The sequence below is a fragment of the Pseudomonas sp. F01002 genome, from assembly GCF_004402115.1.
GTDB classification, from domain to species: domain Bacteria; phylum Pseudomonadota; class Gammaproteobacteria; order Pseudomonadales; family Pseudomonadaceae; genus Aquipseudomonas; species Aquipseudomonas frigoris.
This window is the reverse complement of the sequence record NZ_SOPU01000011.1, coordinates 239,178-258,710: the sequence shown is the minus strand read 5'-3', so window position 1 is coordinate 258,710 and position 19,533 is coordinate 239,178. Positions and strand designations below refer to the sequence as shown.

The window sequence follows — 19,533 nt, the reverse complement described above, 5'->3', positions numbered from 1 at the left end:
CAGGAGGACCTGGCCATGCGCCTGATCAATCGCCACCCGGATCGCCCGAGTCGCCTGCTGTTGGTGATCCTGCCCTTCGCCCTGGTGCTGTTCGCCTACTTCATGGGCTCGGCCGAGCGGCTGATGGACAACCCCAACGACAAGCTATTGCCGAGCGCCGTGCAGATGACTGACGCGGTGAAACGCCTGGCGTTTACCGCCGACACCCGCACCGGTGAATACGTGTTGTGGCAAGACACCGCGTCCAGCCTTCGACGCCTGGCCATCGGCCTCGGCATCAGTGCGCTGGCCGGGCTGTGCCTGGGCATCGCCGCCGGGACTTTGCCGCTGTTTGGCGCGCCGTTGTCGCCGTTGCTGACGGTGCTGTCGATGGTGCCGCCGCTGGCGATTCTGCCGATTCTGTTCATCGTGTTCGGGTTGGGGGAATTGTCGAAAGTGATGCTGATCGTGATCGGCATCACCCCGTGCCTGGCCCGTGATCTGGAGCAACGTGCCCGGGAAATCCCCGTCGAGTTGCTGATCAAAGCCCAGACCCTCGGCGCCTCGACCTGGACGCTGATGCTGCGGGTAGTGCTGCCGCAACTGCTGCCACGGCTGCTGATCTCGCTGCGGCTGATGCTTGGCTCGGCGTGGTTGTTCCTGATCGCCGCCGAAGCCATCGCCTCCACCGACGGCCTCGGTTACCGGATTTTCCTGGTGCGCCGTTACCTGGCGATGGACGTGATTTTGCCCTATGTGGTCTGGATCACCCTGCTCGCCTGGCTGATGGACTGGGGCCTGAAACGCCTGACCCAACGGGCGTTCCCTTGGTATGAGGGAGCCCGCGCATGAGCTTCATCACGGTAAAAAACGTCTGGCAGCAATACGCCGATCAGGTGGTGCTCGAGGGGCTGAACCTGAACGTCAACGAAGGTGAGTTCTGCACACTCGTCGGGGCGTCGGGTTGCGGCAAATCGACCTTCCTGCGGCTATTGCTGGGCCAGGAACGCGCCAGTCGCGGCGAGATTCTGTTGGATGGCCAGGCCTTGGCTGGCGAGCCGGATGCCAGCCGTGGCGTGGTGTTCCAGCGTTACTCGGTGTTCCCGCACTTGAGCGTGCTGGACAACGTCGCCCTGGGCCTTGAACTGCCGCGCTCACCGTTGCTCGGGCGGTTGTTCGGCAGCGCAAAAAAAGATGCACGCGAACAAGCCTCAGTACTGCTGCACAAAGTCGGCCTCGGCCATTCGCTGGACAAGTACCCGGCGCAGCTCTCCGGTGGCATGCAACAACGGCTGGCCATCGCCCAGGCGCTGATCATGAAACCGCGCGTGTTGCTGCTCGACGAACCGTTCGGTGCCCTCGATCCAGGCATCCGCAAAGACATGCATGGCCTGCTGCTGGAGCTGTGGCGCGAGACGCAACTGACGGTGTTCATGGTCACCCACGACCTGTCCGAAGGCTTCAGCCTCGGCACTCGCCTGTTGGTGTTCGACAAGGTCCGCGTCGACCCGCACGCCCCCGGCGCCTATGGCGCGCGCATCACTTACGACATCCCTTTGAACAGCGACCGCCGCGCCCATCGCGCCGCCGTCGACGCCTTGCCGGCTGAGCTGGCAGGCACGCTTCGTACCGCTTAAGAGGACTTTTGCACATGACTGATTCGACCCAACTGTTCCCGCCCTTCGTCGAAGAAATGCTCCCCGGCGGCGGTCATCGCTCCTTCGTCCTGAAACGCGGCCAACTGCTGCGCCTGACCGACCTGCGTGGCGGCGCCAACGTCAGCCTGACGCTGCTCAACGCCAATGAAAAAACCGAACGCCTGAACCTGCCCGACAGCCTCAAATGCCAACACACCGCCAAGCTCACCACCGGCCATTGCCTGTACTCGGACATGGGTCGCGTGCTGGCCGCCATCACTGCTGACACCTGCGGCTGGAGCGACAGCCTCGGTGGTGTGCTCTGTGCTGAAGAGGTCGCTGAAAAATACGGCGCGGGGCGCTATCAGGAACTGCGCAACGGCTTCTTCCGCAACGGCACCGACAACTTGTTGGTGGAGCTGGGCAAGTGGGGGCTGGGCCTTTCCGACCTGCTGATGACGCTCAATTTGTTTAGCCGGGTGAACGTCGATGAGGCCGGGCATTTCCACTTCGTCGAAGGCAATTCCAGGGCCGGCGACTACATCGAGTTGTATGCGCCGATGGACACGCTGGTGGTGCTCACCGCCCTGCAACATCCGATGGACCCTTCGCCTGAATACGCGCCAAAACCATTGAAGTTGAGCTGGATGAACGCTGACGCCAGCGTCGCCGAACACTGCCGCACCTCGCGCCCGGAAAACGAGCGCGGCTTCATCAACACCGACCGTCTGTTCGCCTGAGGATCGCTGCCATGTCACTCGCAATCGCTAACGCTCAAAAGCATCCAGAAGCTGCGGTCTACCGCGCCACCATCCCGGCCGGCGAACCGTGGCTGATGGAAGTCAAGGCTGGCCAGACTTTGCGCATCCTCGATCTGGAAGGCAATCAGGCCGTCGACACGTTGTTCTACAGCGTTGCCAACCCAAAGGAGCGCTACGACGTGCAACGCACGTTGCGCCGACAGAACAGCGTCTACCTGAGCACCGGCAGCGTGCTTTATTCCAACCTCGGCAAGCCGATGCTGACCATCGTCGCCGACACCTGCGGCCGTCACGACACCCTCGGCGGCGCCTGCGCACAAGAGAGCAACACCGTGCGTTACGCGTTGGAGAAACGCAACATGCACAGCTGCCGCGACAACTACCTGCGGGCCTGCGTTCACGATGGACGACTGGGCAAGGGCGACATCGGGCCGAACATCAACTTCTTCATGAACGTGCCGGTCACGGTGGATGGCGGGCTGACGTTTGAAGACGGGATTTCGGCGCCGGGCAAATACGTCGACCTGCGGGCCGAGATGGACGTGATCGTGCTGATCTCCAACTGCCCGCAACTGAACAATCCATGCAATGCCTATAACCCCACCCCTGCGGAGCTGCTGGTATGGAACTGAAATTCGTGCGGTTACGTCGATGGTTGTTTGCCCTGTGCCAGGCCCGTTCAGGCCAGTGCATCAAACAGTAAGAACACCCTAAATCTACTGTGGGAGCGGGCTTGCTCGCGAAGGGGCCGTCACATTCAACATTAATGTCGACTGACACTCCGCCTTCGCGAGCAAGCCCGCTCCCACAGGGTTACGCGGTGGTTTGAAGCGAACTGTTTTTGCCGTCGGGGACGACCCTGGCGCCTATCGAAAAACTGCGGGACGGCCCGCATCCCAGGTCGAGGCTGATGCGTTATCGCCTCCAGGGGTTATGCCATGTTCGAAAAAGTCCTGATTGCCAACCGTGGCGCCATTGCCTGTCGCATCCTGCGCACCCTGCGTGAGTTGCAGGTCCAGGGCGTTGCCGTTTACTCCGAAGCCGATGCCGCCAGTTTGCACATCCTGCAAGCCGATGAAGCCCACAGTCTCGGTGAAGGCGCAGCCGCCGGCACCTATCTGGCCGTCGAAAAAATCCTCGCCATCGCCAAATCAACCGGCGCCACGGCGATCCATCCCGGCTACGGTTTTCTCTCGGAAAACGCCGCGTTCGCCGAAGCGTGCGAAGCCGCCAACATCGCCTTCATCGGCCCGACGCCAGAGCAGCTGCGAGTGTTCGGTCTCAAGCACACCGCGCGCGCCTTGGCCAAGCAACACGGCGTGCCGATGCTCGAAGGCACCGAGTTGCTCGACAGCCTCGACGCGGCGCTGATTGCCGGCGAACAGGTCGGCTACCCGGTGATGCTCAAAAGCACCGCTGGTGGTGGTGGCATCGGCATGCGCGTGTGTCGCAGTGCGGCCGAGTTGAGCGAATCCTTTGAGGCCGTCAAGCGCCTCGGCCAGAACAACTTCAGCGACGCCGGGGTGTTCATCGAGAAGTACATCCAGCGCGCCCGACATCTGGAAGTGCAGGTGTTCGGCGACGGCCGGGGCGAAGTGATTGCCCTCGGCGTGCGCGACTGCTCGGTTCAGCGCCGCAACCAGAAAGTCCTCGAAGAAACCCCGGCGCCGAACCTGCCCGAGGGCATGGCCGAAGCATTGTGTGCGGCGGCGATCAAACTGGCGAAAGCGGTGAATTACCGCAGCGCCGGCACCGTTGAGTTCGTCTTCGACAGCGAGGCTCAACGCTTCTACTTTCTCGAAGTGAACACCCGCTTGCAGGTGGAGCACGGCGTCACCGAGCAAGTCTGGAGTGTGGACCTGGTGCGCTGGATGGTCGAACTGGCGGCGGGTGATTTGCCACCGTTGGGCACGTTGAGCGAAGGTTTGAAAGCCGATGGTCATGCGATTCAAGCACGGCTCTATGCCGAAGATCCGGCCCGCGATTTTCAGCCAAGCCCAGGCTTGCTGACCGCCGTGAACTTCCCTGCCGCCGATGGCAAACACTTGCGTATCGACACGTGGGTTGAAGCCGGTTGCGAGATCCCACCGTACTTCGATCCGATGATCGCCAAAGTCATCAGTTGGGCGTCGACCCGTGAAGAAGCCGCTGCCGATCTGCATCAGGCGTTGGGCGACAGCCTGCTCTACGGAGTGGAAACCAACCGCGACTATTTGCGGCAGATTCTGCTCGATGTGCCCTTCGCCAGCGGTCAGCCGTGGACCCGTTGCCTGGAAGGTTTGGTGTATCAGGCCAACACGTTTGAAGTGCTCAGTGCCGGGACTCAGACCAGCGTTCAGGACTATCCGGGTCGTCTTGGGTATTGGGCAGTGGGCGTGCCGCCGTCAGGGCCAATGGACAGTCGCGCGTTGCGTTTTGGCAATCGTCTGCTGGACAACGATGAAGGTGCAGCGGCGCTGGAAATCACCATGAGCGGGCCGCAACTGCGCTTCAATTGCGATGCGGTTGTGGCGGTCACAGGCGCGATGATTCCATTGACGCTAAACGGTGAAACCGTACCGATGAACACCGCACTGCTGGTTCCGGCGGGCGCGACATTGAGCCTCGGCACGATTGCAGGAGAAGGCGCTCGCAGTTATTTGTGCCTGCGTGGTGGCCTTCAGGTTCCAGACTATCTGGGCAGCAAAAGCACCTTCACCCTCGGCCAGTTTGGTGGGCATGGTGGTCGTGCGTTGCGAGCCGGCGACGTGTTGCATCTCCCTGCTTTGAACGACCGCAGTGCCGGTCAACAACTGGCTGAAGAACAGGTCACCGAGTTGCCCGTTCTGCGGCAGATCCGGGTGATCTACGGCCCTCATGGTGCGCCGGAATACTTCACCGAAAACTACATCGGCACCTTCTTCGCCACTCATTGGGAAGTGCATTTCAACTCCAGCCGAACCGGTGTGCGGTTGATTGGGCCGAAGCCTGAATGGGTGCGTGCCGATGGTGGCGAGGCGGGTCTGCATCCGTCGAATATTCATGACAATCCGTACGCCATTGGGGCGGTGGATTTTACCGGTGACATGCCGGTGATCCTCGGCCCCGACGGCCCTAGTCTCGGCGGGTTTGTCTGCCCGGTGACGGTGATCGAAGCTGACCTCTGGCAGCTTGGGCAGCTCAAGGCTGGGGATAAAGTGCAGTTCCAACCGGTCGATCTCAAAACCGCCCGCAACCTCGCCTTGAAATGGAATACCCCCTGTGGGAGCGGGCTTGCTCGCGAAAGCGGTATGTCAGACACATCAATGTCGACTGACACGCCCTCTTCGCGAGCAAGTCGAATCGTCGCACCGCCGCTCACACAGGGGATTGTGTCGCCGGTGGTGTTGGATATTGGTCAGGACGATACACTGCTGGTGGCGAGATTGTCGGGGGACACTCATCTGCTGCTGGAAATCGGCGCCCCCGAACTCAACCTCGTCCTGCGCTTTCGCGCCCACGCCCTGATGCAAGCCTTGGAAAGCCAAAACCTGCACGGCGTCATCGACCTGACACCCGGCATCCGCTCGCTGCAAGTGCACTACCAACCCGAACAACTGCCGCTGGCCGATCTGCTCGGCATCGTCGCCGGCGAATGGGACGCCGTGTGCGCCGCCAAGGACCTGCAAGTGCCCTCGCGCATCGTCCATCTGCCGTTGTCCTGGGACGACCCGGCCTGTCAGTTGGCAATCGAAAAATACATGACCACCGTGCGCAAGGACGCCCCGTGGTGCCCAAGCAACTTGGAGTTCATCCGCCGCATCAACGACCTGCCAAACCTCGACGAAGTGCAACGCACAGTATTCGACGCCAGCTACCTGGTGATGGGCCTGGGCGATGTCTACCTCGGTGCGCCGGTGGCCACGCCGCTCGACCCGCGGCATCGCCTGGTGACCACCAAGTACAACCCGGCCCGCACCTGGACCGCGGAAAACTCGGTGGGCATCGGTGGTGCTTACATGTGCGTGTACGGCATGGAAGGCCCTGGCGGTTATCAGTTCGTCGGCCGCACTTTGCAGATGTGGAATCGCTATCGCGAGGTCGCCGCATTCGATGGCAAACCGTGGCTGCTGCGCTTCTTCGATCAGATCCGTTTCTACCCGGTCAGTGCCGATGAACTGCTGCGCATTCGACGGGATTTCCCACTCGGGCGCTTCGATCTGAACATCGAGCACAGTCAGCTGAATCTGGCGGATTACCAAGCCTTCCTGACGAAGGAAGCCGAGAGCATTGCCGCGTTTCGCGATCAGCAAAAAGGTGCATTCAACGCTGAGCGCGAGCGCTGGATCGCCAGTGGCCAGGCGCATTTCGACAGTGAAGAGCTGACCCCGGAGGTGACCGAAGACGCGCCGTTGGCCAGCGGTCAACAGAGCGTCGACAGCCACATCGCCGGCAACCTTTGGCAGGTTCAGGTTGAAACCGGTAGCCGGGTTGCCGCGGGTGATGTGCTGGTGATTCTGGAGTCGATGAAGATGGAAATCCCGCTGCTCGCGCCTATGGCCGGGGTGGTGCGCGAGATTCGCGTGCAACCTGGTTCGGCAGTGCGCGCCGGACAGCGCGTCGTGGTGCTGGAACTTGAGTGAACCCATGTTGAAAAGGATTAACGCGATGAACATCAATCTGCAACTCGATGCCCTGCGCAACGCCTATCGCGACGCCAGCATCACACCTCGGCAACTGCTCCTGAACCTGCGCGACAAAGCCGCTGCGCTGAACCCGGATTATCACCTGTTCATCCACTTGTTCAGTGTTGAAGAACTGGAACCGTACCTTGCCGCGCTCGACGGTCGCGACCCCGACAGCTTGCCGCTGTTCGGCGTGCCGTTCGCGATCAAGGACAACATCGACCTGGCGGGCATTCCGACGACCGCGGCGTGCCCGGCGTTTGCCTACGTGCCGGAACGTTCGGCGACCATCGTCGAGCAATTGCTGGCGCTGGGTGCGATTCCGTTGGGCAAGACCAATCTTGATCAATTCGCCACCGGGCTTAACGGCAATCGCTCACCGTATGGCGCGTGCCCGAACAGCGTGTTGCCGGAATATCCATCGGGCGGTTCCAGCGCCGGGTCGTCGCTGGCGGTGGCGCTCGGCGTGGCGAGTTTTTCCTTGGGTACGGACACGGCAGGTTCCGGGCGTGTGCCGGCGGCGCTGAACAATCTGGTGGGGTTGAAAGCCACTAAAGGATTGATCTCTACAGCGGGTGTGGTTCCGGCCTGCCGCACCCTCGATTGCGTGACCACGTTTACCGCGACTGCTCGGGAAGCCAGTCAGTTGCTCGCGCTCACTGCGCACCTTGATCCCCGCGATGAATACAGCCGCAGTAATCCGCTGTGGAATGACGGCTCGGCGTTTGGTGCACCACACCCCTTCCGCTTCGGCGTGCCGCGTGCTCAGGATCTGAAGTTCTTCGGCTGCCCTGAAGGCCCGTTGTTGTTTGGTGATGCCATCGATCAGCTCAAGGCTTTGGGCGGTGAAGCCGTGGAACTGGATTTGTCGCCATTTCTCGAAGCGGCGCGGTTGCTCTATGAAGGGCAGTGGGTGGCTGAGCGCTACAGCGTGGCCGGTGAGTTGATGGAGAAAAATCCAGAAGCTGTGCTGCCGGTGATTCGCGCGGTGCTGGCCAAGGCTCCAGCGGTGAACGGTGTGCAAACCTTCCGCGCCCAGTACCGGCTGCAACCGCTGAAAGCCCTGTGCGACCAGGCGCTGGAAGGCCTCGACTGCGTGCTCACACCCACCATCGGCCGCCCCGTCACGCGGGCGGAACTGGATGCCGAACCGGTGCTGCGCAATTCGGAACTGGGCTACTACACCAACTTCATGAACCTGCTCGATTACGCCGCCGTCGCCGTGCCCAGCGGTTTCATGGGCAATGGTTTGCCTTGGGGCGTGACGTTGTTCGGACGGGCGTTTACTGATCAGTATTTATTGGGTGTGGCGGATGCCTTGCAGCGTCAGCAAGGTTTGGCGACACCGCTTCCGTCGGCTGCCGCACGCAATGACCGGGCGCGGTTGGTGGTGTGTGGTGCGCATCTGGATGGGCTGGCGCTGAATTGGCAGCTCAAGCAGCGCGGGGCTCGACTGGTCGAGACGACGTTCAGCTCGCCGGACTATCAACTTTATGCCTTGGCCGGCGGCCCGCCGTTTCGTCCCGGGATGGTTCGCGTGAAGGACGGGGGGGTGGCGATTGCGGTGGAGGTTTGGGAATTGCCGAGCCGTGAGTTGGGCTCGTTTTTGACCGGAATACCGGCACCGCTAGGGTTGGGCAAGGTTCAATTGGCGGATGGGCGTTGGGAGAGCGGGTTTATTTGTGAGGCGTATGGGTTGGAGGGAGCGGTGGATATCAGTCACTTGGGTGGGTGGCGTGCATATCTGAAAAGTCTTGTCTGACAGCACGCAGGAACCTGTGGGAGCGAGCTTGCTCCCACAGGGTCCGGGTGCATCTTGCATGGCGTGTGTGAACAATCATTCGCGCTGCACATAGAGCAGTTATTTCCCGGCGGTGCCATTAGAATGCCTGCCATCGGATCACTGCCAACGGAATCGTCATGCCGCTTCGCTCGCCGCTGTATTCGCAACGTTCGTTGGTCCTCACGCTGATCGCGTTGCTGGGCGCAGGTTTTCTCGCCACGTCCTTCCTCAGTTACTACGCCTCGCGAGCGTCGATCCGCGACAACATCATCAACACCGAACTGCCGTTGACGTCGGACACGGTCTACTCGGAAATCCAGAAAGACCTCGTCAGACCGATCCTGATTTCCTCGATGATGTCCCGCGACACCTTCATGCGTGACTGGGTGGTAAACGGCGAAAACGACCCCGAGAAAATGACCCGCTACCTCAACGAGGTCATGACCCACTACGGGGCCTACACCGCATTTTTCGTCTCCAACACCAGCCTCACCTACTACCACGCCAAGGGCGTACTCAAACAGGTCAAAGCCACTGAACCCCGCGATGCATGGTATTTCCGCGTACGAGACATGGCCGATCCCTACGAAATCAATGTCGACCCGGACCTTGCCAACAAGGACAACCTGACCTTCTTCATCAACTACAAGGTCTACGACTACAACAACCGTTTCATCGGCGCGGCTGGCGTCGGTCTGACAGTCGATGCGGTGATCAAGCTGATCGACAAGTACCAGCAGCGTTATCAACGCAGCGTGTTTTTCGTCGACAACTTCGGGCGCCTGGCGCTTACGGGCGCCGAGGGTGGCCCGGAAGGCGCGCGGATCGGGCGGACCCTCGGCGAGCTCGACAGCATGAAGGACCTGGTCAGCCAACTGCCAAAACCTCACAGCGGTAGCTACGAATATTCCGTCCGGGGCCAGGGACATTTCCTCAATGTGCGTTTCATTCCGGAGCTGAACTGGTACTTGTTCGTCGACAAACGCGAAGACGGTGCCCTCAGTGAAATCCGCCAGTCGCTGTACCTCAACCTCTTGATCTGCCTGATCGTAACGCTGATTGTGCTGGCCCTGCTCAACCGGGTGATCAAGCGCTACCAAGGCAAGATCCAGGCCCAGGCGATCCTCGACACCCTGACCGAGTTGCCGAACCGCCGCGGTTTCGACCTGTTGGCGGCGCAAGCCATGCACGAAGCCCAGCGCGAGCCCAAACCGCTGACCGCGTTGCTGCTGGATCTGGACCATTTCAAGGTTTTGAACGACACCTACGGTCACCTTGCCGGCGATCAGGTGCTGATCGGCTTTGCACGGGATCTGGAGAGTTGCCTGCGGCACTCCGACATCGTCTGCCGTTGGGGCGGGGAGGAATTTATCGTGCTGCTCAAGGACACTGATGGTGAGACCGGTCTGATGGTCGCCGAGAAAATTCGTCAGCATGTCGAGCAACAGCGTTATGCCTACAACGATAAGGCCTTGCAGCTGACCGTGAGCATCGGCCTGACCACCCTGCAGACCGATGACACCTTGCACACGCTGCTCTCGAGAGCGGATCATGCGATGTACCGGGCCAAGCAAGCCGGCCGTAACCGCACCTGCGTGGAAATGCCTCACTCCAGTTATGCATAACCCTAAATGAATAAGCCAGATTTCTGCCCGGCCTGCGGCGCCTCCAACGACTGCACTCTGGCCGACCCGCGAACCGCCGATCGGGCCTGCTGGTGCTACGGCGTCAGCATCGACCCGGCAGTGCTCGAAGCACTGCCGCCCGAACTGCGCGACAAATCCTGTTTGTGCCCACGCTGCGCGCAAGTCGAGGCGCAGCTGTAAGCAACCGCACAACCGATCACGTAAGATACGCGCCCCTTTCCTACCGATCCCTCGTCATGCGCATTGACCGTTTCCTCAGCAACCTGCCGCGCTTCAACCGTAAGCAGGTGCGTCTGTTGCTGGTGGGAAAGCGCGTCAGGATCGACGGAAAAGTCGTCAGCGACCCTCACGCCGACGTACTGGAATTCAGCCGCGTGGAAGTCGACGATGAGCTGCTGCAAGTCGGCAAGCCTGCACGCTACTTCATGCTGCACAAACCTTCTGGCTGCGTCAGTGCCACCCGCGATCCGCAACACCCGACCGTGCTCGATCTGATACATGAGCCGGACAAGGAGGACCTGCACATCGCCGGCCGGCTGGATTTCAACACCACCGGCCTGATGCTGATCACCAATGATGGCGGCTGGTCGCGACGCCTGACCCAGCCGCAAACCAAACTGCCCAAGGTCTACTACGTAGAGACCGAGCAAGAGATTGGCCCGGAATACGCTTTGAAATTCACCGAAGGCCTGTACTTCGCCTTCGAAGACCTCACCACCCAACCCGCCGAGCTGGCCGTACTCGGGCCAAACTCCGCACGACTGAGCATCGTCGAGGGCCGTTATCACCAGGTGAAGCGGATGTTCGGCCATTTCGACAACAAGGTGCTGCGCCTGCACCGTGAAAGCATGGGCCCGCTGGTGCTCGACAGTGCCCTGAAACCGGGCGAGTACCGCGCATTACGCACCGAAGAGATTCAATTGATCTAAGCAGGCGACCGCTCAGCAGAAGTTGTCGAACAATTTGCCAAAGATACTTGCGCGATGACGTGACCCCTGCTTGAATCAGGACGTCGGCCGAAATGTGACCGACGAGTCACAATATACTTCTAAGAAACTTTTTGCCGGTAGAGAACCCTCAGGTTCCGCCTTCCCCCGGCAGACTGCCCGCCAATAACAATACCCGTCGACCGGACTGCAATGGATCGACATGGGCCTCTCAAATTCCAGGCGTATGCCTACCTGTCACAAAGCTCGTGCAATCTGATTTGCACGCATACCCGCTTGCCAGGAGTCTTATGACATGAGGCCAGAAATCGCTGTGCTGGATATACAGGGTCAGTATCGGGTTTACACGGAGTTCTATCGCGCAGACGCCGCAGAGAAGACCATTATTCTGGTCAACGGCTCGATGGCCACGACTGCGTCGTTTGCACAAACCGTGAAAAACCTTCACCCGCAGTTCAATGTGGTTTGCTACGACCAGCCCTACGCGGGCAAGTCGAAAGCCCACAACCTGCACGAGAAATTGCTGACCAAGGAAATCGAAGGGCAGATCCTCCTGGAGCTGATCGACCACTTCGCCGCCGAACACGTGCTGTCGTTTTCCTGGGGTGGCGCCGCGACCCTGGTCGCCCTGGCCCACCAGCCACGACGCATCGAGAAAGCCGTGATCAGCTCGTTCTCTCCGGAGATCAACGCGCACATGCTCGACTACCTCGAGCGCGGCATCGATTACCTCGGCAGCCGGGACGGTGACCGGGTCGGCAACCTGGTGAACAGCACGATCGGCAAACACCTGCCGACACTGTTCAAGCGCTTCAATTATCGGCACGTCAGTTCCCTGGCCGAGCATGAGTACGGACAGATGCACTTCCACATCAGCGATCTGCTGCACAGTGATCGCCAGTGCTTCTTCAAAGCCGCGGAGAAAATCAACGTGCCGGTGCTGTTCATGAACGGCGAATGGGACGAGTACACCGCTGCCGACGGCGCTCAACTGTTCGCCAACCATGTGCAACACGCTACTTTCACCACCCTGCAGGCCACCGGCCACTTTCTCGACATGGAACACAAAGCTGCTTGCCGAGATAGCCGCAACGCATTGCTGGGCTTTCTGAAACCTTCGCAACACGAAAGTCGACCGCGTTATCACTACGTCCAGGACCAACATGCATTGGCCATCTGAAACAGCGTCATCGCGAGCAGGCCCCGCCCTACAGTGTTGAATGCATTCCTGTAGGAGCAAGGCTTGCCCGCGATAGACCGCCACCCGCTCTGTGTCTTGTTTCACCTGCGCTAAAGCCGTCCCACGCAAAGAAAAACTTCATTTCCACGCCCACATCTGGTACAAAGTCAGCCGCTCTGAGCGGGTGTCGTATAATGGCATTACTCCAGCTTCCCAAGCTGATAACGAGGGTTCGATTCCCTTCACCCGCTCCAATCGAATTTGATCTCACGTCAGGCGGGTTTTGACGGGAGACGCAGGAACACAAAAACCGGTCCGTTGTGACCGGTTTTTTTGTGTCCAGGATTTGGGGTGCCGGGGAACCTGCCGGGAGATCAGACGGCATGCTTCCGTCCCCATGCCGGAATGATATGCAGTGCTATACTTTTTTATGGTTTGAATGAAGCGCGCAACGTGCCCACGGGTACTGATACCGACTGTAAATCTCGACTGGCAGCTGCAAGACAAAGGAGGTCTACGGCAAGCACGAGATGGGAGGTTTGGCATGAATCGACACTATTACATCAGCAACAATCTCGACGATCTTGAAGCCGTTGAAAATGAGCTGGAAGCCAGCGGCATCAATTCCGAACAAATTCATGTGCTCAGTGAGCACGTTGCCGATGTTGAACAACATCACCTTCACGAAGTTAACTCGTTAATGGAACAGGATGTTGTCCACTCTGGCGAAATTGGTGCAGTGATCGGTGTGCCACTCGCGGCGCTGGTTCTTGGCGGCGCCTATTGGCTGGGCTGGACCGAATCCGCCGCAGGCTGGATGCCTTTCATCTTTCTTGCCATTGTTGTATGTGGCTTCTGCATCTGGGAAGGCGGTTTTTTTGGTATCCAGGTGCCAAACACTCACTTCCGCAGTTTTAAACAGGTGGTAGCAGAGGGAAAACATATTTTCTTCGTAGATGTCGAGCCGAATCAGGAGTCGGTATTGGACGGGGTTATCGAACATCATCCAATGCTGGAGATCGCCGGTACGGGAACGGCAGCCCCCCACTGGACAGTCGCCTGGCAGCACAAATGGCATCAGTTCAAGCGAGTGATATCAGGTTAGCCCCTGGAGACTGAAGGCCATCCGGAAGCTGCTTATTGGCCGAAGGAAATGACCCGACTGAGGAAAACATAGTCCGCTTCGGTGGCCATCAGTCCGACGAGTACCAGCAAACACAAAGGTGGTACCAATATGGCGTAGACCATGGCCAACCGCTCCCAGGCCATATGCATGAAGATGGAGACAATTAAACCTGCCTTCAACAACATGAAAGTAATAATCAGGGCCCAACGAAGGTAACCATGGAAGTGAAAGTAGTCGACCAGATACGACATCGTACTGAGGACGAACAACAGCCCCCAGATTTTAAGGTACAAGCTGATCGGATGTTGCTGACCCTGAGCATGTGCCATCACCCGTGCTCCTCTACCATAAATAGAAGAAAGCAAAAATAAACACCCACACCAAATCCACGAAGTGCCAGTAAAGCCCGGCTATCTCGACGTTCTGATAGTTCCCGGAGCGCTCATAATCTCCCCGCATTACTTTCATCGCCACAATGCTGAGGTAAATGGCGCCGATTGACACATGCAGTCCGTGGAAACCGGTAATCATGAAAAAGCTCGCACCAAACTGCGCCGCCCCCATAGGGTTCCCCCAAGGACGCACCCCTTCTGCGATGAGCTTGCTCCATTCGAATGCCTGCATGCCGACGAAGGTCACACCCAAGGCAGCGGTCGCCAGCATCAGGGCAGTGGTTTTCGCACGATCACGGCGATAGGCGAAATTGACTGCCATGGCCATGGTGCCACTGCTGCTGATCAGCACAAAGGTCATGATGGCGATCAGAATAAGCGGGATTTCTCTACCGCCGATCGTCAATGCGAACACTTCACTGGGGTTCGGCCAGGCGGTAGTGATGGTCATGCGTACCGACATGTAGCCGGTTAAAAAACAGGTGAATATAAAGGTATCGCTGAGCAGGAATATCCACATCATCGCCTTGCCCCAGGGGACCTGCTTGAAAGCCTCCTTATCCGAGGACCAGTCGCTGGCGATGCCCTGCCATCCTGCTGCAGGCGGCAAGCTGGGTGGATTGGATGAACTGGACTCGCCTGGGACGGGTGAATGCGATGCCATGGCTTTTCACCTCAGGCCGCAGAATCTGGCGATGGCTTCATAGGTTTGCGGCGTGCTGGTCAGCAGAGCGAATAGCACGAACCAAAGACCCAGTAAGTAATGCCAATAGATGGTACAGAGTTCTACGCTGGCGCTGAGTTGCGGCAACGGCACATGACGCAGGAATTTGGCGACGGTTCTGCCCCAGGCGATCAACCCGCCCAGCAGGTGGAGCCCATGCACACCGGTCAACAGGTAGAAGAAGCTGTTGGCCGGATTGCTGGCGACAAAGTAGCCCCAGGCGACAAACTGCTGCCAGACCCAGAATTGTCCCACCAGAAAGGCAATTGCAAATACCCCCCCCAATACAAAGCCAATGACCGTTGCGTCCAGTCGAGCCTGTCGCGCGGCCATGCGCGACCACTGCAGTGCGATGCAACTGAATACCAGAAAAGCCGAATTCACCCACAGCGGCCATGGATTGGCTAACGGGGCCAAGGGGTCTGTCAGGGGTAGCCAGTCGGCCATTTGTGAGCGGGCGATAAAGGCGAGCAGGAAGAGAAAGAATAACGAACTCACCACGACCAGAAATAAGCGCAGGCCTATTCTTGCGGTTTGGTTTCGATCGGCACCCTCACCGGCCTGAATACCCTCCGGATCGCGATTCCAGCTGCCGCCGGGGTCAGCGCCGTCGGCGTTTCTCAATAGCAACCTGCTCATGTTTTAACGTCCGCTATCTTGGTTCCGGCACTCAGTTGCCGCATGTGCTCCAGCTCCTCGGCGGAGATTGTTTGCGGAACGAAATCCTGTTCTATCCCCGGCACACTGTAGTCATAGGCCCAGCGATGCACGACCGGCAGCTTCGCTCCCCAGTTACCGTGTATCGGCGGGGTGTTCGGCGTTTGCCATTCCAGACTGGCCGCGCCCCAGGGATTACTGCCTGCGGGCCTGCCCTTAAACACACTCCAGGCCAGGTTAAACAGGAACAGCAACTGGGAAACGCCGACGGTCAATGCGATCACCGTAATGAAGGCATTCAACTCTTGCGCCGACTGCGGGATGAACGCGTAGTTTTCATAGGCGTAGTAGCGACGTGGCATGCCCTGGAAACCCAGGTAGTGCATGGGGAAGAAGATGGCGTAGGTGCCCAGAAAGGTAATCCAGAAATGCAGCTTGCCCAGGGTGTCGTTCAACATACGCCCGGTGACTTTCGGGAACCAATGATAAATGCCGCCGAACACCACCAGTACCGGTGCGACACCCATCACCATATGAAAATGAGCCACAACGAAATAGGTGTCCGAGAGCGGAATATCCACGATCACATTGCCCAGAAACAACCCGGTCAGACCGCCGACCAGGAAGGTGACGATAAAGGCCAGGGCAAACAGCATCGGCACGGTCAGATGGATGTCGCCGCGCCACAGGGTCAGCACCCAGTTGTAGACTTTCAGTGCGGTCGGCACCGCGATGACCAAGGTGGTGACGGCGAAGAAAAAGCCAAAGTACGGGTTCATTCCGCTGACATACATATGGTGCGCCCAGACCACAAAGCTGAGTACGCCAATCGCAATAATGGCCCACACCATCATTCGGTAGCCGAAGATATTTTTACGCGCATGCGTGCTGATCAAATCGGAGACCAGACCAAACGCCGGGAGAGCAACGATGTAGACCTCCGGGTGGCCGAAGAACCAGAACAGGTGCTGGAATAAGATCGGGCTGCCACCCTGGTGATCGAGCTGCTGCCCCAGCGAGATCATCGCCGGCATAAAGAAGCTGGTGCCCAACAGCTTGTCAAACAGCATCATGACCGCACTGACGAACAACGCCGGGAACGCCAGCAAGGCCATGATCGAGGCCATGAAGATTCCCCATACGGAGAGCGGCATGCGAAACAATGTCATCCCGTGCGTGCGCGCCTGCAACACCGTGGTGACGTAGTTCAACCCGCCCATGGTGGCTGCGACAATAAAAATCGCCAGTGAGACGAGCATCAGGATGATGCCCCACTCGACCCCCGGTGTCCCCTGAGAAATGGACTGTGGCGGATAGAGCGTCCAGCCCGCACCGGTGGGGCCGCCAGGGACAAAGAAACTGGAGAGCAGCACGAGTACCGCCAGCAGGTAGAACCAGTAACTCAGCATGTTGACGTAGGGGAAGACCATGTCGCGGGCGCCTACCATCAGCGGGATCAGATAATTACCGAAGCCCCCCAGAAACAAGGCCGTCAGCAAATAAATGACCATGATCATGCCGTGCATGGTCATCGCCTGATAGTAAGTACTGGCGTCCATGAACGCCAAACTACCGGGGAAGCCTATCTGTATGCGCATCAAGTCAGACAACACGATGGCGATAAGCCCCACGAACAGAGCCGTCAAGGAATATTGAATGGCTATGACCTTGTGGTCCTGACTCCAGATATATTTGGTCAGGAAACTTCTGGGCTCGTGCAGTGCTTCTGTTTCGGCTTGCTCCGCATAGGCCATCACGTCATCCTCCTGCCGAAGTTTCAGTGTATTTCTGGCTGCTTTACGGCTATTTCCCTGGCTCAGCCTTGCTCGTGTCAGCGTCAGCATTCGCTTTGGATTTGATAAAAGCGATCAGTGCGTTCAACTCCTGATCACTCGGGGTAAAGGCCGGCATGACGGCTGCGTAGCCCTTGACGATTTTGGCACCGGGATTAACAACCGAATCTTTTATATAGCCCTCATCGGCCTTTATCGTCGAACCGTCGGCAAGGGTTACGGTCTCGCCATACAGGCCCTGCCAGCTGGGGCCGACGCCCTTGCTGCCATCGACACTGTGGCAGGCCAGACAGCCGAGCGACTGAGCCAACCTCTGTCCCTGTGCCGCCAAGTCGTCACCTGGGCTCGACGCTTCGCCGGGAGTAGGTTCGTCGTCTTGCTGCCCGGCACCGAGTGATTTGATCAGGGCGACGAGAGCACCCAGTTCATCGTCATTGATAGTATAGGCCACCATGACCGGCGGGTAGCCCTGTACCAGTCGGGCCTTCGGATCGAGGATCGACTCTTTCAGGTAGGCGTCATCGACCAGCACACTGGTGCCATCGGCAAACTGTTCAGTGCGGCCGTACAGACCCTTCCATCCCGGGCCGAGACTGGCACTGCCATCCTGGCTATGGCAGGCACCGCAGCCGTATTTTTCGACCAACAGCCGACCTTTTTCCAGCACGCTGTCCCGACTGGGCTTGGCAGCTGTCGTTAATGTCTGCGCAAAAGTCGGTTGGCTGTTCAGCCATTGATCGAAGGCGTCCTGTTCCTCCACGATCATATGACCGCGCATGTTGTAATGACCTACGCCACAATATTCAGCGCAAAGGACTTCATACTTTCCGGTTTTAGTCGGTGTAAACCAAAAGTACGACACCATCCCTGGCACCATGTCCATCTTGCTGCGCATTTGTGGTACATAGAAATCGTGCAGCACATCTTTAGAGCGCAGTAAAACTTTTACCGGCTTATCGAGCGGAAGGCGAACTTCATTGTTTATTATAAGTACATCGTCTTGCCCAACAGGATCCTTGGGGTCAAGGCCAAAGGGATTGACGGAATCAACAAACTTAATATCCGACTTGCCCAGTTTCCCGTCCTGGCCGGGAAAACGAAAGGCCCACTGCCACTGCTGGGCGACCACTTCAAGTTCATAAGCATTATTCGGCACCCGGACAAAGTCACTGTAAACAACCAGACCTGGCGCCAACATCGCGGCAATACCTACCGAGGTCACGATAATTAACCATGTTTCCAACTTTTTATTTTCTGGCTGGTAGGCCGCCCTGGCACCTTCCTTGTGACGGAAACGTATCACGGCCACCGCCATGAATAGGGTGACGGCGATGAAAAATATTCCGCTAATGATCAGGGTGATGAACAGGGTGGTGTCTATTGACCCCCAGTTGGAAGCTGCCGGTGTCGCATGCCAAGGCGCAAGTATATGGAACAGCACAGATGCAATAACGATTAGTACAAGAATAATTGCCATTGCCATTTTGCTTTCATCCTATTCCTGTTACTCATCGGTATGCATAAGCATCGCCACAGAACAACATCGTCAAATCAATACTAATCTGACGCCAAAACAGGCTAGACAAATACCACCTATCTTCGTGGCAAAGTCCGCAGGAAGTATAGTTCATGGCCGGAACAAGCGCTTTTCCTGAAAAGCCGTGTTGCCTGGATATTCCAACCTCAGCACCAACTTCATTACTTGAAACCTATTCGCTATATATAGCTGTAACTATTCAGCAACACATCTCGTCTGGACGACACGTCGAGCAAGCGAGGTCCGGTTGCCAGCTATAATTAGGTCTGATTACGGAAGGCAAAGATCGGCTAAAAGCGCAAAGATCCTCGCCTATGCATAGCGGTCAGACAAGACGGCCAAGGGCGATAGCGTCCAGCCGTCCACAACGGAGATTTCGTCATGAGTGCCTTGACGATCGAAGGCTGGTGCAAAGTCAACGGAGAACAAAAGTCGACCCCGATGGGTGAAATCCATTTTTACGTCGATGGCCCCCTCCATCTGGGTCTGGAGCAAGCAGAAGAACGCCTGCAGAAGACCCATGAGCGTGAAGCCATGGTGGATGTCGACATGGACACACTGGAGTTGCAATTGCCGGAGGGATACGCCCCCTTGTCCGACTGCCAGATGCGCGTCTATATACACAACGAACGTGGTCAGTTCCATCTGGTCGGGCATCGCGCGAGTGATGGAAGCTTGATCTATAGCAACGCGGTTTTGATTGATCAGCTGATTGACGCCTAGCTACG

The 19,533-nt window shown here is 58.2% G+C and carries 17 protein-coding genes and 1 tRNA gene; 13 read left to right on the top strand and 5 right to left on the bottom strand.

Translation table 11 applies throughout. From position 1 onward, the window contains the following. Positions 1-15: 15 nt before the first annotated feature. The 12 genes from E3W21_RS06755 (at position 16) to E3W21_RS06700 (ending at position 13,681) form a co-directional block, all read left to right on the top strand. Positions 16-831 (top strand): ABC transporter permease, encoded by an 816-nt coding sequence (locus tag E3W21_RS06755; RefSeq protein WP_134418864.1) that lies wholly within the window; start codon positions 16-18, stop codon positions 829-831. After that, positions 828-1,616, top strand: coding sequence for an ABC transporter ATP-binding protein (locus E3W21_RS06750; RefSeq protein WP_134418863.1), 789 nt, complete (start codon positions 828-830; stop codon positions 1,614-1,616). Before E3W21_RS06755 ends, E3W21_RS06750 begins: the two co-directional genes overlap by 4 nt. 14 nt (positions 1,617-1,630) lie before the next feature. Beyond that, positions 1,631-2,356 (top strand): urea amidolyase associated protein UAAP1, encoded by a 726-nt coding sequence (locus tag E3W21_RS06745; RefSeq protein ID WP_129441906.1) that lies wholly within the window; start codon positions 1,631-1,633, stop codon positions 2,354-2,356. An 11-nt stretch (positions 2,357-2,367) separates the two neighbouring features. Continuing rightward, positions 2,368-3,009 carry an urea amidolyase associated protein UAAP2 gene (locus E3W21_RS06740; RefSeq protein ID WP_134418862.1) on the top strand — a complete coding sequence of 214 codons (642 nt, stop codon included), beginning with the start codon at positions 2,368-2,370 and terminating at the stop codon, positions 3,007-3,009. Positions 3,010-3,315: 306 nt separating this feature from the next. Then, complete coding sequence (gene uca, locus E3W21_RS06735; protein ID WP_134418861.1) at positions 3,316-6,978, top strand: urea carboxylase; 3,663 nt, start codon at positions 3,316-3,318, stop codon at positions 6,976-6,978. 25 nt (positions 6,979-7,003) lie between these two features. After that, the gene (gene atzF, locus E3W21_RS06730) at positions 7,004-8,782 is read left to right on the top strand and encodes an allophanate hydrolase (protein ID WP_134418860.1); all 1,779 of its coding nucleotides are present in this window, start codon (positions 7,004-7,006) and stop codon (positions 8,780-8,782) included. A 158-nt stretch (positions 8,783-8,940) separates the two neighbouring features. Beyond that, a complete protein-coding gene (locus E3W21_RS06725; RefSeq protein ID WP_134418859.1) occupies positions 8,941-10,428 on the top strand; it encodes a sensor domain-containing diguanylate cyclase in 1,488 nt (495 codons plus the stop codon). 6 nt (positions 10,429-10,434) lie between these two features. Next, positions 10,435-10,629 carry a cysteine-rich CWC family protein gene (locus E3W21_RS06720; protein ID WP_008153014.1) on the top strand — a complete coding sequence of 65 codons (195 nt, stop codon included), beginning with the start codon at positions 10,435-10,437 and terminating at the stop codon, positions 10,627-10,629. A 56-nt stretch (positions 10,630-10,685) separates the two neighbouring features. Continuing rightward, the gene (locus tag E3W21_RS06715; protein WP_134418858.1) at positions 10,686-11,378 is read left to right on the top strand and encodes a pseudouridine synthase; all 693 of its coding nucleotides are present in this window, start codon (positions 10,686-10,688) and stop codon (positions 11,376-11,378) included. Between the two features lie 313 nt (positions 11,379-11,691). Next, the gene (locus E3W21_RS06710; RefSeq protein ID WP_129441896.1) at positions 11,692-12,576 is read left to right on the top strand and encodes an alpha/beta fold hydrolase; all 885 of its coding nucleotides are present in this window, start codon (positions 11,692-11,694) and stop codon (positions 12,574-12,576) included. Positions 12,577-12,756: 180 nt separating this feature from the next. Continuing rightward, positions 12,757-12,830: transfer RNA gene (locus tag E3W21_RS06705), tRNA-Gly, on the top strand. A 290-nt stretch (positions 12,831-13,120) separates the two neighbouring features. Next, complete coding sequence (locus E3W21_RS06700) at positions 13,121-13,681, top strand: magnesium transporter (RefSeq protein ID WP_129441895.1); 561 nt, start codon at positions 13,121-13,123, stop codon at positions 13,679-13,681. A gap of 32 nt (positions 13,682-13,713) precedes the next feature. On the opposite strand, the gene E3W21_RS06695 is transcribed toward E3W21_RS06700, so the two are convergent. Genes E3W21_RS06695 through E3W21_RS06675 form a run of 5 tightly spaced genes read right to left on the bottom strand, consistent with a single transcriptional unit; the run spans position 13,714 to position 18,751 of the window. Beyond that, positions 13,714-14,031 carry a cytochrome C oxidase subunit IV family protein gene (locus E3W21_RS06695; RefSeq protein ID WP_033061398.1) on the bottom strand — a complete coding sequence of 106 codons (318 nt, stop codon included), beginning with the start codon at positions 14,029-14,031 and terminating at the stop codon, positions 13,714-13,716. A gap of 13 nt (positions 14,032-14,044) precedes the next feature. After that, complete coding sequence (locus tag E3W21_RS06690) at positions 14,045-14,758, bottom strand: heme-copper oxidase subunit III family protein (protein ID WP_134418857.1); 714 nt, start codon at positions 14,756-14,758, stop codon at positions 14,045-14,047. Positions 14,759-14,764: 6 nt separating this feature from the next. After that, the gene (locus tag E3W21_RS06685) at positions 14,765-15,457 is read right to left on the bottom strand and encodes a cytochrome c oxidase subunit 3 (protein WP_134418856.1); all 693 of its coding nucleotides are present in this window, start codon (positions 15,455-15,457) and stop codon (positions 14,765-14,767) included. Next, positions 15,454-17,229 carry a cytochrome c oxidase subunit I gene (ctaD, locus tag E3W21_RS06680; RefSeq protein ID WP_134418894.1) on the bottom strand — a complete coding sequence of 592 codons (1,776 nt, stop codon included), beginning with the start codon at positions 17,227-17,229 and terminating at the stop codon, positions 15,454-15,456. The genes E3W21_RS06685 and ctaD overlap by 4 nt, the downstream gene beginning before the upstream one ends. 49 nt (positions 17,230-17,278) lie before the next feature. Further along, complete coding sequence (locus E3W21_RS06675; RefSeq protein ID WP_134418855.1) at positions 17,279-18,751, bottom strand: cytochrome c oxidase subunit II; 1,473 nt, start codon at positions 18,749-18,751, stop codon at positions 17,279-17,281. A gap of 435 nt (positions 18,752-19,186) precedes the next feature. On the opposite strand from E3W21_RS06675, the gene E3W21_RS06670 reads away from it, so the two are divergent. Further along, on the top strand, positions 19,187-19,528 hold the full coding sequence (locus tag E3W21_RS06670; RefSeq protein WP_129441891.1) for a hypothetical protein: 342 nt from the start codon (positions 19,187-19,189) through the stop codon (positions 19,526-19,528). Positions 19,529-19,533: the final 5 nt, after the last annotated feature.

Excerpts from the sequence above, each read along its gene's own strand:
- E3W21_RS06750 (WP_134418863.1), top strand. The coding sequence starts at position 828 with ATGAGCTTCATCACGGTAAAAAACGTCTGGCAGCAATACGCCGATCAG.
- E3W21_RS06685 (WP_134418856.1), bottom strand. The coding sequence starts at position 15,457 with ATGAGCAGGTTGCTATTGAGAAACGCCGACGGCGCTGACCCCGGCGGC.
- E3W21_RS06720 (WP_008153014.1), top strand. The coding sequence starts at position 10,435 with ATGAATAAGCCAGATTTCTGCCCGGCCTGCGGCGCCTCCAACGACTGC.
- E3W21_RS06700 (WP_129441895.1), top strand. The coding sequence starts at position 13,121 with ATGAATCGACACTATTACATCAGCAACAATCTCGACGATCTTGAAGCC.
- E3W21_RS06715 (WP_134418858.1), top strand. The coding sequence starts at position 10,686 with ATGCGCATTGACCGTTTCCTCAGCAACCTGCCGCGCTTCAACCGTAAG.
- uca (WP_134418861.1), top strand. The coding sequence starts at position 3,316 with ATGTTCGAAAAAGTCCTGATTGCCAACCGTGGCGCCATTGCCTGTCGC.
- E3W21_RS06690 (WP_134418857.1), bottom strand. The coding sequence starts at position 14,758 with ATGGCATCGCATTCACCCGTCCCAGGCGAGTCCAGTTCATCCAATCCA.
- E3W21_RS06755 (WP_134418864.1), top strand. The coding sequence starts at position 16 with ATGCGCCTGATCAATCGCCACCCGGATCGCCCGAGTCGCCTGCTGTTG.
- E3W21_RS06745 (WP_129441906.1), top strand. The coding sequence starts at position 1,631 with ATGACTGATTCGACCCAACTGTTCCCGCCCTTCGTCGAAGAAATGCTC.
- E3W21_RS06675 (WP_134418855.1), bottom strand. The coding sequence starts at position 18,751 with ATGGCAATGGCAATTATTCTTGTACTAATCGTTATTGCATCTGTGCTG.
- ctaD (WP_134418894.1), bottom strand. The coding sequence starts at position 17,229 with ATGGCCTATGCGGAGCAAGCCGAAACAGAAGCACTGCACGAGCCCAGA.
- E3W21_RS06710 (WP_129441896.1), top strand. The coding sequence starts at position 11,692 with ATGAGGCCAGAAATCGCTGTGCTGGATATACAGGGTCAGTATCGGGTT.
- E3W21_RS06670 (WP_129441891.1), top strand. The coding sequence starts at position 19,187 with ATGAGTGCCTTGACGATCGAAGGCTGGTGCAAAGTCAACGGAGAACAA.
- E3W21_RS06725 (WP_134418859.1), top strand. The coding sequence starts at position 8,941 with ATGCCGCTTCGCTCGCCGCTGTATTCGCAACGTTCGTTGGTCCTCACG.
- E3W21_RS06695 (WP_033061398.1), bottom strand. The coding sequence starts at position 14,031 with ATGGCACATGCTCAGGGTCAGCAACATCCGATCAGCTTGTACCTTAAA.
- E3W21_RS06740 (WP_134418862.1), top strand. The coding sequence starts at position 2,368 with ATGTCACTCGCAATCGCTAACGCTCAAAAGCATCCAGAAGCTGCGGTC.
- atzF (WP_134418860.1), top strand. The coding sequence starts at position 7,004 with ATGAACATCAATCTGCAACTCGATGCCCTGCGCAACGCCTATCGCGAC.